Below are 14071 nucleotides of genomic sequence, written 5' to 3' on the forward strand. Positions count from 1 at the left end.
CATATATAATCTCACAGAAAAAAGACCAAACAAAATCTATAACATCAGGCTTGTTCTACAGAACAGTATTTCAAAAATATAAGTATGCTAATTTATTAACATATTAATTGATAAAATTATCATTTTACATATTGAGTTAAAATCCCTATGCAATAAATTATTCTCATTTCGACCATTTTTGTAAATAATCAATAAAACTATTTATTTACATAGACTAAAAAGAGCAACGTTAATGAAACGATAAAAAGAAGTAAAATATCCCCCCTCTCTCACATGCCAAAAGCAATTACAATATTTCAATCTGGCATCATCATTATGCTTGCCAGATTATAACAACAAGACCTTTTGCATTTAAATAAACTTTTTCACGCTCCCTATCATTGTATTTGGTAACTCAATACTTTAATATATTCGTTCAGTATGTTTATACAATTAAATTACCCAAAAGAGCATACTTCTTGCATTTACATTCCTTGGTATTCCCTTATCTTGTAAAGATCGCACACGTGTTACGTTACTTCGAGTTCATCAAGTGTATACCCATTCTCCAACCACTCTTTAATCCACTTAGGTCTACGTCCACGCCCATTCCATAATTCCCATTGGTTATTGGGATTTCTATAATGGCGCTCTTTGCTCACAAGATCAGCGATATCAATTCCATGGGCATTAGCAATTTCAAGAATTTTTCGTCGCGCATTTTGCTTTTCCTTTGCTTGCCGTTTTTTTAATTCCACATCGATTTGTGTACGCATCTCTTGTAGTTCATCAAAATTCATATTTTTGAGATCATTCACCTTAATTACTCCCCTTGCAAAAAAGAATCTTTTCTTGCCATATTTTAAACACAATTATAGACAATTTCTGTCTATTTATTATCGAAATTAAAATTACGATACATATATCACTTTGACGGAGATGTGCTTTGAGCCACAAAGAACTGTTTATTGGTATATCAACTACCACCACTGCATCTTTTTTCAGTTCAATTACTGGAACTACTAAATGCAGTGCTCAAACACCATCACACCTCTCTGACTCTCATGAATCAGTAGTCAAAAGTAAATATAAATCGTCACTCTATAAATTATGGCAATACACAACAAAGAACAAGCCCTCTCTGTATAATGATAGTGTAGTTCATTATAACAGTAAAACCTCCCCTTACACACAACGGCTTTTTACTTCGTATAAATTTTTTTTGAAAAAATTTTTGCAACTAGAGAATTATATAAAACAAGCAGCTTCAATACAGTATCAAAGATTATTATTTTTTAAAAGCAGCGCCTTTTTTCGTGATTCCAATAATATTGGTTGGCGTAATGTGCTCTATTTTATTCCACACTTTTATCTTGTTGGTTGGATATTCGCATATATTAGAAATATTCTTAGAAGAAAACAAAGCAATAATCACAAGGAATATTCTAAGCTAAACAATCTCATTCTGCAAATTTATAAAATCAAAAGACAACGAGAAAAAGCACAACACAGAATTAGCATTTGTATTAATAAAATTCTTCGTAATAAGGTGTATTGCTAATGATTGTTCCAGATTTCACATTTTTTGCTGCTGCATACATATCCAATACGCCCCCCATAGCATTTTCAGTTATCGCCAAACAAGAAGCGCGGGACAATGTCTATGTAACAGATGATAAAGATAACTTCTTCTATCAATCATCTCAGCTTAAGGAAACAATCGCAACAGCTGAACAGAGTGAACATAATTTTAACATAATTTTAGGGCAAATTGGTGTTGGAAATGTGAAATTGTTTTCTCTTTTTGATGCATTTGATTTTTGCAGAAATCTTACAGCTGCACAAAGCGCTTTAACTTACTGCTATGAACAAACAACATCAAAGTGCGTCTTTGAAAAAGCGACTTTGCAGTCTGTGCTGAATTTTTACAATACAGAAAACTCAAGCCACACCCGTATGCAAAAAGTTACTTCATATATTGGAGTAAAAGCTGCTGTACGAGGAAATGAAGACTTGCAGGAGCCTGTAAAGCTTAAAAAAGAAGAACCAGAACAGACAACTAAAGTAGATTCTCTTTCTCTCTCTTCAAAAGGAGAAGAAGATGCATTTACACATAAAGAAAGTAGCGCCAGAGATGCTTTTTCAGCTGAAGATTTTTCTTCATCGAGAAGATCACTGAGTGATGACTGATATTTTCACGAAAACCTAGAATTTTGATAGGATATTATAATGAAAGGTAGATAAGAAAATGTTAAAGCTCTAATTAGTAAGATTGAACAAAATCTCTTCTAATTGAGGGCAAAGATAATGAAAATGATAGAACAAAACAGCGTTGATATGGCATTTAGTCAAAAAGCAGCACGTGAGATTACAGTCGTGATGCTTTCAGAAAGAGAATGGTATTTCACATTTATTTCTGATGATCCAATTACCGGAAAGCCAAATAAATATACATTACTTACACAAAGAGGAAAACTAAGAACTTGGGCTGATCCAAAATATCTCTTTAAGTTTCTTCATGAAAGAGGGGTCATTTGTGGGAGTTTTAATCTTAATCAGGATAAAGAACATGAAACAATTAAATATTCTTCACACAACAGCTCGTAATAAAATTGCTGCGTTTTCTGCAGCTTTAACTGTATTTTTTATGACCAATCCTGTATCCGCCCAAACAGCGGGTTTAGCTCCTGCAAAAAAAGCTTTAGAGGGACTCCAAACAGATTTAAAAACGATTATCCCTATTGCTGCTGCCGTGATACTTTTGTGCTTAGCAATTGGTTATGCAGGGCGCTACATCGGAAAAGACACATTTGTACGGTGGGCAATCGGTGTTGTTATCGCTGGTTCAGCAGCTGAACTTGCCAATTTATTATTTAAATCCAACTGATAAATCTATTTAAACATAAAATGTTTCTTTCATGAAATAAGAAACTTAGATTTCTGTATTTTTATTTAGCACAATAAAAACTATATCGAAAAAAGAGTTTATTTATACTAACTGTAATCTAAATTGGAATAAGCAATATGAAACAATTAAAAACTCTTCAAACAATAATTTGGAATAAAACTACTAAAGCCTCTGCAGCTTTAACTGTATTTTATATGGCCAATCCTGTGTTAGCCCAAGCAGTAGTTTTAACTCCTGCAGACAACGCTTTAAAAGCGCTCCAAAAAGACTTGAAAGATATTATCCCCATTGCTGCTGCCGTTATACTTTTGTGCTTAGCAATTGGTTATGCAGGGCGCTATATCGGAAAAGATACATTTGTACGGTGGGCAATTGGTGTCGTTATCGCTGGTTCAGCAGCTGAGCTTGCTAATTTGTTATTTAAAAACACCTGATAAATCCTATTAAACACGAAGTATTTCTTTCATGAAAAAAGAATTTTAGACTTTAATACTTTTATTCCACATCAATTCAATGAAATTATCCCTATTTCATGGAAAAACTACTTGCGCCAAATACAATTTGATAAGGTTGAACAATATGAAACAATCAAAAATTCTTCAAACAATAATTTGGAATAAAGCTACTAAAGCCTCTGCAGCTTTAACTGTATTTTTTATGAGCAATTCTGCGTATGCTCAAGCAAAATTAACAAATGCAAAAACTGCTTTAGAGGGACTCCAAACAGACTTAAAAACGATTATCCCCATTGCTGCTGCCGTGATACTTTTGTGCTTAGCAATTGGTTATGCAGGGCGCTACATCGAAAAAGATACATTCGTACGGTGGGCAATTGGTGTCGTTATCGCTGGTTCAGCAGCTGAACTTGCCGGTTTATTATTTAAAACTGCATAAATTTTCATGAAAGAAAATTTAGATTTCAGTATTTTCATTGTATTCAATAAAAAACATATTGAAGAAAAGAGATTACTCATACCAATGTGATATAAATTGAGATAAAAATATGAAACAATTAAATATCCTTCAAAGAATAATTCATAATAAAACTATTAAAAACTTTGCAGTTTCAGCTGTATTTTTTATCGCTAATCCTGTGTTAGCCCAAGCAGTAGTTTTAGAGCCTGCAAACAAAGCTTTAACTGCACTCCAAACAGACTTAAAAACGATTATCCCCATTGCTGCTGCCGTGATACTTTTGTGCTTAGCAATTGGTTATGCAGGGCGCTACATCGGAAAAGATACATTCGTACGGTGGGCAATTGGTGTCGTTATCGCGGGCTCAGCAGCTGAACTTGCAAATATGTTATTCAAAAGCGCGTAATAAAAAAGTCATGCTGTATAAAATATCTTTTTATCCTAAAGCGAAATCTAAATTGAGATAAACAATATGAAAAAATCAAAAGTTCTTCAAACAATAATTCGGAATAAAGCTACTAAAACCTCTGCAGCTTTAACTGTATTTTTTATGTCCAATCCTGTGTATGCTCAACAATTAACAACTGCAAAAGGTGCTTTAGAAAAACTCCGTGATGACTTAAAATTGCTTATCCCTCTCGCTGCTGCTGTTATACTTTTATGCCTAGCCATTCTCTATGCTGGACGCTACATCGGAAAAGATACATTTATACGATGGGCAATCGGCGTTGTTGTCGCTGGCTCAGCAACCCAGCTTGCTCAACTGTTATTCAAAGGTGCAGTTAGTTAAAATTAAAGATGACAGCTATAATACAAAATGTTATTTAAAATCTTAATGAGAGAAATATGCGAAAATTAATTAACCTCCAGCCAAAAAGTAATAACAAAGTTGCAGCAATTTCTGCTGCTGTAACTATATTTTTTATGAGAAATCCTGCATGTGCAGCAATAGAACATGCAAACAAAGCTTTAACAGCCCTACAAACAGATCTTACTACTCATATTATTCCTGTTGCTGCTGCTGTTATACTTTTATGCCTAGCCATTCTCTATGCTGGACGCTACATCGGAAAAGATACATTTATACGATGGGCAATCGGCGTTGTCGTCGCTGGCTCAGCAACCCAGCTTGCGAGCCTGTTATTCACAGGTGCAGTTAATTAAAATTAAAGATGATAGCTATAATACAAAATGTTATCTATAATCTTAGTGAGAGAAATATGCAAAAACTAATTAGTTTCGAATCAAAGAACAATAACAAAATCATCACACTTTCTGCAGCTATAACTATATTTTTTATAACACATCCCGTATGGGCCCAAGTAAAATTAACTCCTGCAAAAACAGCTTTAGAAGAACTCCAAAAAGATCTTAATACTCATATTATTCCTGTCGCTGCTGCTGTTATACTTTTATGCTTAGCAATTGGTTATGCTGGACGCTACATCGGAAAAGATACATTTATACGATGGGCAATCGGCGTTGTCGTCGCTGGCTCAGCAACCCAGCTTGCTAAGCTTTTATTCACAGGTGCAGTTAATTAAAATTAAAGATGATAGCTATAATACAAAATGTTATCTATAATCTTAGTGAGAGAAATATGCAAAAACTAATTAGTTTCGAATCAAAGAACAATAACAAAATCATCACACTTTCTGCAGCTATAACTGTATTTTTTATAACACATCCCGTATGGGCCCAAGCAAACGGTTTAGCTCCTGCAAAAACAGCTTTAGAAGAACTCCAAAAAGATCTTAATACTAATATTATTCCTGTCGCTGCTGCTGTTATACTATTATGCTTAGCAATTGGTTACGCAGGCCGCTACATAGAAAAGGATACATTTGTACGCTGGGCGATTGGCGTTGTCGTCGCTGGCTCAGCAACCCAACTTGCGAGCCTGTTATTCAAGGGGCAAGCGTAAGTCTATATAATGCATAATATTTTTATCATAAGGTTTTATATCTAATTATTATACACATATAAAAATCTCATATGTTTTATAATAATAAATACAAAGTATTAATAAGAGCATTAATTAAGAGTAAAATATGAAAAAATTAATTGATTTCCGATTAAAAAATAACAATAGAATCACAGCAATTTCTTCGGCTATAAGTTTATTTTTTATAGTACATCCTGCGTATGCAAAACTAAAAGCTGAAGATGCTTTAAAAACTCTGCAAACAGATCTTACTACTAATATTATTCCTGTTGCTGCTGCCGTTATTCTTTTATGCTTAGCAATTGGTTATGCTGGACGTTACATCGGAAAAGATACATTTGTACGGTGGGCAATCGGTGTTATCGTCGCTGGCTCAGCAACCCAACTTGCGAGCCTGTTATTCAAGGGGCAAGTGTGAGTCTTTATAAGACATAATGTCTCTAATGTGAGAGTTTATGTTTGATAAATTTAAACATATTATGTGATATTTCGTTTATATTAAGAATATACAAAGTATTGATAAGAGTAAAATATGAAAAAATTAATTAATCTCAAATTAAAAAATAATAACAAAATTATCGTAATTTCTGCAGCTCTAAGTGCCTTTTTTATAACGAATCCCGTATATGCAAATGTAAAATTAGATCCTGCAAAAAAGGCGTTAGATGCACTCCAAAATGACTTAAAAGCGATTATCCCTCTCGCCGCTGCTGTTATACTTTTGTGTTTAGCAATTGCCTATGCAGGGCGCTACATTGGAAAAGATACGTTTGTACGGTGGGCGATTGGCGTTGTCATCGCTGGCTCAGCAACACAACTTTCTACACTGTTATTTACAGGTAAATAATAAGCTTATATAACACATAATGTTTTTAAAGTAAGAGTTTATACTTGCTATTTGTAACATATAAAGATACCAATTTGTTTATTTTAAAAAGTATAAAATATTCATAAAAATTTAATGAAAGTAAAATATGCGAAAATTAATTAATATCCAAACACAAAATAACAACAAAATCATAGTAATTTCTACAGCTATAATTACATTTTTTATAACACAGTCTGCATATGCAAATGCGCAATTAGCTCCTGCTGAAAAAGCTCTGACTGCTCTAAAAAAAGATCTTATTGATCACATTATTCCTGTTGCTGCTGCCGTGATACTTTTGTGCTTAGCAATTGGTTACGCAGGCCGCTACATAGGAAAAGATACGTTTGTAAGGTGGGCAATCGGCGTTGTCATTGCTGGCTCAGCAACCCAACTTGCTAAACTGCTATTTACAGGTCAAGCATAAATTAGTATAATACGTAATGTTTTTAATGTTCATTGATTATAAATTTGTACCAGTAATAATATCGCTCATACTACGAAAAAAGGAATATTATTTATAGCAACTTTAATTAAAAGGGGATAAAAGATATGAAACAATTAAATACGCTTCAATCAAAAATATGTAAGATTAGTGCTATTTTTATAACTTTGATTATGTTATTAATAACTCAATCTGCATATGCTCAGACGGAAACAAAGAGTTTAGATGTTTTCATAGGGATGCAATATGGATTAAGTATAATTATTCCTATCGTTGCTGCTATCATTCTTTTATTACTTTTGCTTATTTATATATTTCGCATTATCGCAAGAGCTACATTTATGCGATGGGCATTCAGTGTCATTATTGCTGGTGCAGCTTTTTATATTAGCCACATATTATTTCACCTCCAGTGACGAGAACATTCCATGAAATCGCAAGAAAAAAAAGAATTCCCCCTATTCAAGGGAGCAACACGTGTTCCAACGATATGGGGTGTCCCCATGATGCCATTTATCGTTATGGTTATGGGGGTTGCTGTTATTGCTATGACAGTAAGTATCTTTTTGTGGATTATAGCACCTCCATTATGGTTTATTATGGTGCAAATTACTAAAAACGATGATAAGGCGTTTCGTATCTGGTGGTTATGGATCGATACTAAATTTCGCAATCGCAACAAAGGTTTTTGGGGCGCATCAAGTTATAGTCCCTCTGATTATAGTAAAAGGAGATAAACATGACAGCTGTTGAAAGCAGCAAACGCCTTGCATCAGAGGCACCTGTAAGCCTATTTCTACCTTATTCACATCATATTACAGATACGATTATTTCTACTAAAAATGCGGAATATTTGTCAATTTGGAAAATTGACGGGCGTTCGCATCAAAGCGCTTCAGAAGAAGATATTTTTCAATGGATAAAAGAGCTTAACAATACTCTACGGGGTCTTGCATCAGCCAATTTATCATTTTGGACGCATATTGTGCGCCGCCGTGTTTATGAATATCCTGATTCAACATTTGATCAAATGTTTTGCTATCAACTTGATGAAAAGTATCGACAAAGCTTTACTGGTTATAATTTGATGGTCAATGATTTATATCTGACTGTCATTTTTCAACCGATAGCGGATAAAATTATGTCGTTCTTTTCTAAACATGAACGTGAAACGCTTGATCAAAAAAAGATGCGACAAGACACATGTATCAAAGAACTCAATGACATCAATCGTACTTTAGGCCAATCTTTAAACCGTTACGGTGCAGAACTTCTTGGTGCTTATGAAAAAAATGGGCATGTTTATTCTTCTGCACTTGAATTCCTTGGAATGCTTGTCAATGGTGAATATCGCCCTATGCCAATTTGCCATGACCGTTTTGCTGACTATATGTCTGTCAATCGACCTTTTTTCTCAAAATGGGGCGCTCTTGGTGAACTGCGAACAACCAGTGGAATGCGTCGATTTGGAATGCTTGAAATTAAAGAATATGATGCAACAACCAAACCAGGACAATTAAATGGTTTGTTGGAAAGTGACTTCGAGTTCGTATTGACGCAGAGCTTTTCAGTGCTCTCCCGACATGCTGCTAAAGACTATTTACAAAGGCATCAGCGTAATCTGATTGATGCACGAGATGTGGCAACGAGCCAAATTGAACAAATTGACGAAGCACTAAACCAGCTTATCAGTGGGCATTTTGTCATGGGAGAACATCACTGCACATTGACGATCTATGGTGATACAATTCAACAAGTTCGCGACCATATGGCCAAAGCAAGTGCAGCATTACTAGACGTTGCGGTACTGCCTAAACCTGTAGACTTAGCGATAGAGGCTGGCTATTGGGCACAACTTCCTGGCAATTGGAAATGGAGACCACGTCCTGCTCCGATTACATCATTGAACTTTTTGTCATTTTCATCTTTTCATAATTTTATGTCAGGAAAACCCACTGGCAACCCATGGGGACCAGCCGTCACAATTCTTAAAACAACCAGTAAAACACCGCTTTATTTCAACTTTCATGCCTCCAAACTTGAAGAGGACTCGACAGATAAACGTTTACTTGGTAATACCGCACTTATCGGACAATCTGGTTCCGGTAAAACCGTGTTACTCGGCTTTTTGTTAGCACAAGCACAAAAATTTAAGCCGACAACTGTTGTTTTTGATAAAGATCGTGGCATGGAAATTGCCATTCGGGCGATGGGTGGAAAATATTTAACATTCAAGCCAGGCAGAAAAAGTGGTTTCAATCCTTTCCAACTCCCACCCACACAAGAAAATCTTATTTTTCTGAAACAATTTGTTAAAAAATTGGCAGAAGCTGGTGGTGAAGTCACGCATCACGACGAAGAAGAAATTAACAAAGCAGTTATGTCTGTTATGAGTGCTAACATTGACCGATCACTCCGTCGTTTGTCCTTTCTAGTACAATTTTTACCAAATCCACGTTTAAGTGATTATAATGCTCACCCATCTGTTCATGCTCGCTTACTAAAATGGTGTGAAGGTGGTGATTATGGGTGGTTGTTTGATAATCCCCATGATGCTCTTGATCTCTCAACACATCAAATTTACGGCTTTGATATCACGGAATTCTTAGATAATTTTGAAACTCGCACTCCAGTGATGATGTATTTGCTTTACCGCACAGAAGGCATGATTAGCGGACAGCGGTTTATGTATATCTTTGACGAGTTTTGGAAGCCTTTGCAAGATCCGTACTTTGAAGATTTAGCCAAAAATAAACAAAAGACCATCCGTAAACAAAATGGTATTTTTGTTTATGCAACACAAGAGCCTAGCGATGCCTTGGAAAGTAATATTGCCAAAACACTCATTCAACAGTGTGCAACTTACATTTTTCTAGCCAATCCCAAAGCAAATTATGAAGATTATACAAAAGGCTTTAAACTAACAGATGCCGAATTTGAACTCGTTAAAGGACTTGGTGAGTTTAGTCGCCAATTCCTCATTAAGCAGGGTGATCAATCTGCGCTTGCAGAACTGAGTCTTGGTAAATTCCATCTGACACGCGATGGAAAAACCATCGAACACGACTTTAGTGACGAGCTCTTAGTGTTATCAGGAACGCCTGATAACGCGGAGTTAGCCGAAAGCATTATCGCAGAAGTTGGTGATGATCCGGCAATATGGTTACCAATTTTCTTACAGCACGCAAAAAATGACAGGAGGGAAACATGAAAAAAAAGGTCATTTCAATAGTAGTTGTAATAACTTTAGGGATTTCAAACCCAGCGATGGCTTGGGTTTGGGGCGCTGGGGCGGCGGATTTATCGGCATCCGTTCCAACGAAGTGGCCCAATTTTTTTGGAAGTTCATCTTCAAATACATCAAAGTCTAAAAAAACTCCACAGCAAAAGAAAGCGCCACCTGATGCCCAACTTCTCGATACGCTAAAAAAACACCTTGAGGAAGTAAAAAAGATACACGAGTCTATAACGGGAAGCCAAAAATTCGATACTAAAAAACTTAAAAATGTACAAACAGATCACAGTAGCTTTTTTCTCAAAAATCCAGAGAATCTCTACAATAGAAATAAAACTTCTGCTCTATCTACATCACTTGAAAATATTTTAAAAGAAGAAGAAATTCCTGTCACTATCCATGAATCTAGCAGTTTTATCAACAAGCGTATCCAATATGCAGCCATCACTGATAAAGCCGTAAGTTTAAAAACTTTTCAAGAAGCAAACAATCGTTTTCAGCAAATTGAAGAACTATTAAACGAGATCACGACAACAAAAGATCTAAAAAGTATTGCCGAGTTACAAGCACATATAATTGGAATGCTTGCTATGCTACAAAATGAAACAGCAAAACTACAAATGGTTACACATTTACGCAATGCTGAACATACACTTATCAAACAACAGAAAGATAAACATAACATAAAAATTTTGAATAGTAAAAACACGAAAATGCCTACCATAAGATTTATTAGATAAAGCTTTTTGTAGCAATATTTTGTATATTATTTTTCCTGTATGCTCGTAAAAAGAAAAAGTTAATGCGTAATACTCAATTCTCTCTCATAGATCGAAAAGGTCTACGAAGTTTCATTTTATCCTTAAAAAAATTCAACGAAAAATGCTTAAAAAGCATATAAAAAATTGAAAATTCGTTAAAGAGGAATTCCATGGACTTTACAGTGTTCACGCAACTTTTCAATAAAATTGATCAGATAACAAAAACATATGTCACGGATGTTTCCTCAAAAGCAATTGTTACAATTACACCCTTTGTATCAATCGGTATCACAATCGCTTTCATCATCTATGGTTGGCTCATCATCCGGGGCGCTATCGATATGCCTCTCTCCGGATTCGTAAACCGTTTCCTACGGATAAGTATTATTACTTCAATAGCTCTTACCACAGGACTTTATCAGAGTGAAATTGCCAATTTGATAACACAAATGCCCTATGAGTTATCAAAGGCACTCATAACAAATCCACTCAATGATACACAATTAATGAATTTACTGGACACAGCAGCAACCAAAGGATTCCAATATGCAGGCCGTCTTTTCCAAGAAACCGTCTTCTTCGAGTCCAATGGACTGCTTTACAGTCTCTTAGGAATCCTCATCTTGCTAGCAACAAGCCTCGTAGTCGCAATCGGTGGGGGTCTCGTGCTCCTGACAAAAATCGCTATTACACTTCTCGTAGGATGGGGGCCAATCTTCATCATTGCTTTGCTCTGGCAACCAACTCATCGCCTTTTCGAGCAATGGATAGTCCAAGTCGTCAATTATATAATCCTCTTTCTACTCTTAGCAACTGTATTTAATCTGATGATGAATATCTTTGCAAACTATTTGAGCGATATGAAACTCGACTACAACCAGAATGTAAGCTTCATGTTTGGGGGAGCTCTCATCTTGTCCATTATATCCATCATGCTGTTACTCAAACTATCAAGCATGGCCAATTCTCTCGCAAAAGGCATTACATTTGGACATCTATGGAGACATAAAAACTAGATGAGATAAAAAGCAATGGTTCCCGTAACAGACGCCCTTAATATCCATATGACAAAATAACAAGAATATCCAATCCTAAAGTAAAAAATATTTGCACTGAAATTAAGCTATTTTCATAAATTAAAAAATGAAATTAAGAAAAGATAAATTATCGTAAACTATACACTTTACTTTAGTGTCAAAATTATAATAATGACAGCAAATATCAGAATGTATATAACAGTAAAAAAGAGTCATATTAAAATGAAGTCGATCATTCTTGTAATTTTGATTGCGAACCTTTTATCGGCTTGTGTATTAGCACCAAAGCTAAAACAGCCCAATGATAGGAACCGCGTGCCTATTAATAAAACAATCCCTGCCAAAATCAAGCGAGGAGACAACGGAATCTCATAAACTGATTTATGAAGTTAATAATGTAATGGTCAGTCTTTCTAAATATGTGAAAATTAAAAGGTGTGAAATATGCAAAAGCTGATTATTATCATAGCGATTAGTGCTTTTCTTGGAACAACAAACTTAGCAAGAAGTGACACTCTTACTAAGCAAGGAGGAGGTCATAGCCGTTTTGCAGTTCCTACTATAGGGTCAGGAAATCTCGATTCAAGCAACAATTATAAACCAAAACCACCAAAAGGCTATGAGCCACCACGTAAACTTCCACCCGATATTAAAATTGACCTTTCTAATTTTGGAACGATGAGAAATCGCGTACCGTCCAAACCTAGTGGCTCTAAGCCATCTAACACACCTCCAATATCTCCCACAGCTCAGGTACCTAAATCAACTTTCGTATCTGCTCCATCAGCAAAATATCTGGAGCTTACTAATCTATTAAAAAAAGGGGAAATTATTGAGCTCTTAAAAAAACAGCTTGAGTTGAAAAAAGAACAACTTTCGCAAACAGAAAAAACCTATCAGGCTATAACAAATAGTCAAAAAACTGGACCTAAAACTATAGATTTTTCTAGTTTTTTTCTCAAAGAACCAGAATCGCTCTATAAGAGTGATAAGCTTTCAAGGAAATCATATCAAGAGGTATTAGAGGACGAAAACAAAGTTTCTGGGCCTTTTGATCAAATGGGCAAAGCTATTTCTGGGCGTTTACAATTTGCATCGATACTAGATAAAGCTGTAAGTTTAGAAACTTTTGAAAACGTAGAAAATCGTTTTCAATACCTCAGAGATCTATTAGATGAAGTTCAAAAAAAAGAAAACCTGAAAGATACTGCAGATCTTCAAGCACATATCGATGGTTCATTAGCCATGATCCAAAATGAATTTATAAAGATGGAAATGGTAGCGCATTTACGTGACGCTGAGCAATCACTTATCAAAAGGAAAAGACGCGAACTTGATATGAAAATTTTTGATCATGAAAAAAAAGGGATGCCTATCATACGATGAAAACAAAAACCAATGTAGAAGGTTCAGTACTCTCTGAACAATTAAGAGAAGCACAAAGATTTTATCAAAGCCAAGATATCGTGCTGAAAATACTTAGGTATGTATAAATGCAAATGAAGCGTTTAGCATATATCTATGTTCCAAGGTGATAAAAAGTTGAAAATTCGTTAAAGAGGAATTCCATGGACTTTACAGTGTTCACGCAACTTTTCAATAAAATTGATCAGATAACAAAAACATATGTCACGGATATTTCCTCAAAAGCAATTGTTACAATTACACCCTTTGTATCAATCGGTATCACAATCGCTTTCATCATCTACGGATGGCTCATCATCCGGGGCGCTATCGATATGCCTCTCTCCGAATTCGTAAACCGTTTCCTACGGATAAGTATTATTACTTCAATAGCTCTTACCACAGGACTTTATCAACCAGAAATCACAAATTTAATAACACAAATGCCCTATGAGTTATCAAAAGCGCTCATAACAAATCCACTCGATGATAAACAATTAATGAATTTACTGGACACAGCAGCAACCAAAGGATTTCAATATGCAGGCCGTCTTTTCCAAGAAACCGTCTTCTT

Annotated in this window: 23 protein-coding genes; 22 read left to right on the forward strand and 1 reads right to left on the reverse strand. The window is 35.3% G+C overall.

Going from position 1 to position 14071, the window contains the following annotated elements; genetic code table 11:
- Positions 1 to 509: 509 nt before the first annotated feature.
- Positions 510 to 797: an H-NS family nucleoid-associated regulatory protein gene (locus tag ACFIKX_RS07465; RefSeq protein WP_015857007.1), complete on the reverse strand. Its 288-nt coding sequence runs from the start codon at positions 795 to 797 to the stop codon at positions 510 to 512.
- 128 nt (positions 798 to 925) lie between these two features.
- Here ACFIKX_RS07465 and ACFIKX_RS07470 point away from each other — a divergent pair, with 128 nt between their 5' ends.
- From ACFIKX_RS07470 to ACFIKX_RS07575, 22 genes are all read left to right on the forward strand, one after another.
- Positions 926 to 1540, forward strand: coding sequence for a hypothetical protein (locus ACFIKX_RS07470; protein WP_375628727.1), 615 nt, complete (start codon positions 926 to 928; stop codon positions 1538 to 1540).
- On the forward strand, positions 1540 to 2169 hold the full coding sequence (locus ACFIKX_RS07475) for a TrwN protein (RefSeq protein ID WP_375613159.1): 630 nt from the start codon (positions 1540 to 1542) through the stop codon (positions 2167 to 2169). Before ACFIKX_RS07470 ends, ACFIKX_RS07475 begins: the two co-directional genes overlap by 1 nt.
- A gap of 117 nt (positions 2170 to 2286) precedes the next feature.
- Complete coding sequence (gene korA / locus ACFIKX_RS07480; protein WP_375613158.1) at positions 2287 to 2586, forward strand: KorA family transcriptional regulator; 300 nt, start codon at positions 2287 to 2289, stop codon at positions 2584 to 2586.
- Positions 2549 to 2866 (forward strand): VirB2 family type IV secretion system major pilin TrwL, encoded by a 318-nt coding sequence (gene trwL, locus ACFIKX_RS07485; protein WP_375613157.1) that lies wholly within the window; start codon positions 2549 to 2551, stop codon positions 2864 to 2866. Before korA ends, trwL (ACFIKX_RS07485) begins: the two co-directional genes overlap by 38 nt.
- A gap of 137 nt (positions 2867 to 3003) precedes the next feature.
- Positions 3004 to 3321: a VirB2 family type IV secretion system major pilin TrwL gene (gene trwL, locus ACFIKX_RS07490; protein WP_375628730.1), complete on the forward strand. Its 318-nt coding sequence runs from the start codon at positions 3004 to 3006 to the stop codon at positions 3319 to 3321.
- 145 nt (positions 3322 to 3466) lie between these two features.
- Entirely contained in the window at positions 3467 to 3781 is a 315-nt protein-coding gene (gene trwL, locus ACFIKX_RS07495) for a VirB2 family type IV secretion system major pilin TrwL (protein ID WP_375613155.1), read from the forward strand.
- Positions 3782 to 3890: 109 nt separating this feature from the next.
- Positions 3891 to 4208 (forward strand): VirB2 family type IV secretion system major pilin TrwL, encoded by a 318-nt coding sequence (gene trwL, locus ACFIKX_RS07500; protein WP_375628732.1) that lies wholly within the window; start codon positions 3891 to 3893, stop codon positions 4206 to 4208.
- Positions 4209 to 4274: 66 nt separating this feature from the next.
- Positions 4275 to 4592, forward strand: coding sequence for a VirB2 family type IV secretion system major pilin TrwL (trwL, locus tag ACFIKX_RS07505; protein WP_375628734.1), 318 nt, complete (start codon positions 4275 to 4277; stop codon positions 4590 to 4592).
- 56 nt (positions 4593 to 4648) lie between these two features.
- On the forward strand, positions 4649 to 4966 hold the full coding sequence (trwL, locus tag ACFIKX_RS07510; protein WP_375628736.1) for a VirB2 family type IV secretion system major pilin TrwL: 318 nt from the start codon (positions 4649 to 4651) through the stop codon (positions 4964 to 4966).
- A gap of 56 nt (positions 4967 to 5022) precedes the next feature.
- A complete protein-coding gene (trwL, locus tag ACFIKX_RS07515) occupies positions 5023 to 5346 on the forward strand; it encodes a VirB2 family type IV secretion system major pilin TrwL (RefSeq protein ID WP_375628738.1) in 324 nt (107 codons plus the stop codon).
- A gap of 56 nt (positions 5347 to 5402) precedes the next feature.
- On the forward strand, positions 5403 to 5726 hold the full coding sequence (gene trwL, locus ACFIKX_RS07520; RefSeq protein WP_375613863.1) for a VirB2 family type IV secretion system major pilin TrwL: 324 nt from the start codon (positions 5403 to 5405) through the stop codon (positions 5724 to 5726).
- Positions 5727 to 5853: 127 nt separating this feature from the next.
- Positions 5854 to 6165, forward strand: a complete 312-nt coding sequence (gene trwL / locus ACFIKX_RS07525) for a VirB2 family type IV secretion system major pilin TrwL (protein ID WP_375613864.1) — start codon at positions 5854 to 5856, stop codon at positions 6163 to 6165.
- 114 nt (positions 6166 to 6279) lie between these two features.
- Positions 6280 to 6594 (forward strand): VirB2 family type IV secretion system major pilin TrwL, encoded by a 315-nt coding sequence (gene trwL, locus ACFIKX_RS07530; protein ID WP_375613865.1) that lies wholly within the window; start codon positions 6280 to 6282, stop codon positions 6592 to 6594.
- Between the two features lie 127 nt (positions 6595 to 6721).
- Complete coding sequence (gene trwL, locus ACFIKX_RS07535; RefSeq protein WP_375628740.1) at positions 6722 to 7042, forward strand: VirB2 family type IV secretion system major pilin TrwL; 321 nt, start codon at positions 6722 to 6724, stop codon at positions 7040 to 7042.
- A 125-nt stretch (positions 7043 to 7167) separates the two neighbouring features.
- Entirely contained in the window at positions 7168 to 7476 is a 309-nt protein-coding gene (locus tag ACFIKX_RS07540) for a conjugal transfer protein (protein WP_375613867.1), read from the forward strand.
- A 12-nt stretch (positions 7477 to 7488) separates the two neighbouring features.
- Positions 7489 to 7797: a type IV secretion system protein VirB3 gene (locus ACFIKX_RS07545; RefSeq protein WP_375613868.1), complete on the forward strand. Its 309-nt coding sequence runs from the start codon at positions 7489 to 7491 to the stop codon at positions 7795 to 7797.
- Between the two features lie 2 nt (positions 7798 to 7799).
- On the forward strand, positions 7800 to 10271 hold the full coding sequence (locus tag ACFIKX_RS07550; protein ID WP_375628742.1) for a VirB4 family type IV secretion/conjugal transfer ATPase: 2472 nt from the start codon (positions 7800 to 7802) through the stop codon (positions 10269 to 10271).
- Positions 10268 to 11035, forward strand: a complete 768-nt coding sequence (locus ACFIKX_RS07555) for a type IV secretion system protein (protein ID WP_375628744.1) — start codon at positions 10268 to 10270, stop codon at positions 11033 to 11035. Before ACFIKX_RS07550 ends, ACFIKX_RS07555 begins: the two co-directional genes overlap by 4 nt.
- A gap of 191 nt (positions 11036 to 11226) precedes the next feature.
- Entirely contained in the window at positions 11227 to 12072 is an 846-nt protein-coding gene (locus tag ACFIKX_RS07560; protein WP_375628745.1) for a type IV secretion system protein, read from the forward strand.
- A gap of 243 nt (positions 12073 to 12315) precedes the next feature.
- Positions 12316 to 12468, forward strand: a complete 153-nt coding sequence (locus ACFIKX_RS07565) for a TrwH protein (RefSeq protein ID WP_375654189.1) — start codon at positions 12316 to 12318, stop codon at positions 12466 to 12468.
- Between the two features lie 69 nt (positions 12469 to 12537).
- Positions 12538 to 13479, forward strand: coding sequence for a type IV secretion system protein (locus ACFIKX_RS07570; RefSeq protein ID WP_375628749.1), 942 nt, complete (start codon positions 12538 to 12540; stop codon positions 13477 to 13479).
- A 182-nt stretch (positions 13480 to 13661) separates the two neighbouring features.
- Positions 13662 to 14071 (forward strand): type IV secretion system protein (locus ACFIKX_RS07575; protein WP_375628751.1); only part of this gene is annotated, 410 nt, incomplete at its 3' end.

The organism is Bartonella sp. CM86QHHN, from assembly GCF_042194695.1.
In the GTDB taxonomy this organism is placed as follows: domain Bacteria; phylum Pseudomonadota; class Alphaproteobacteria; order Rhizobiales; family Rhizobiaceae; genus Bartonella.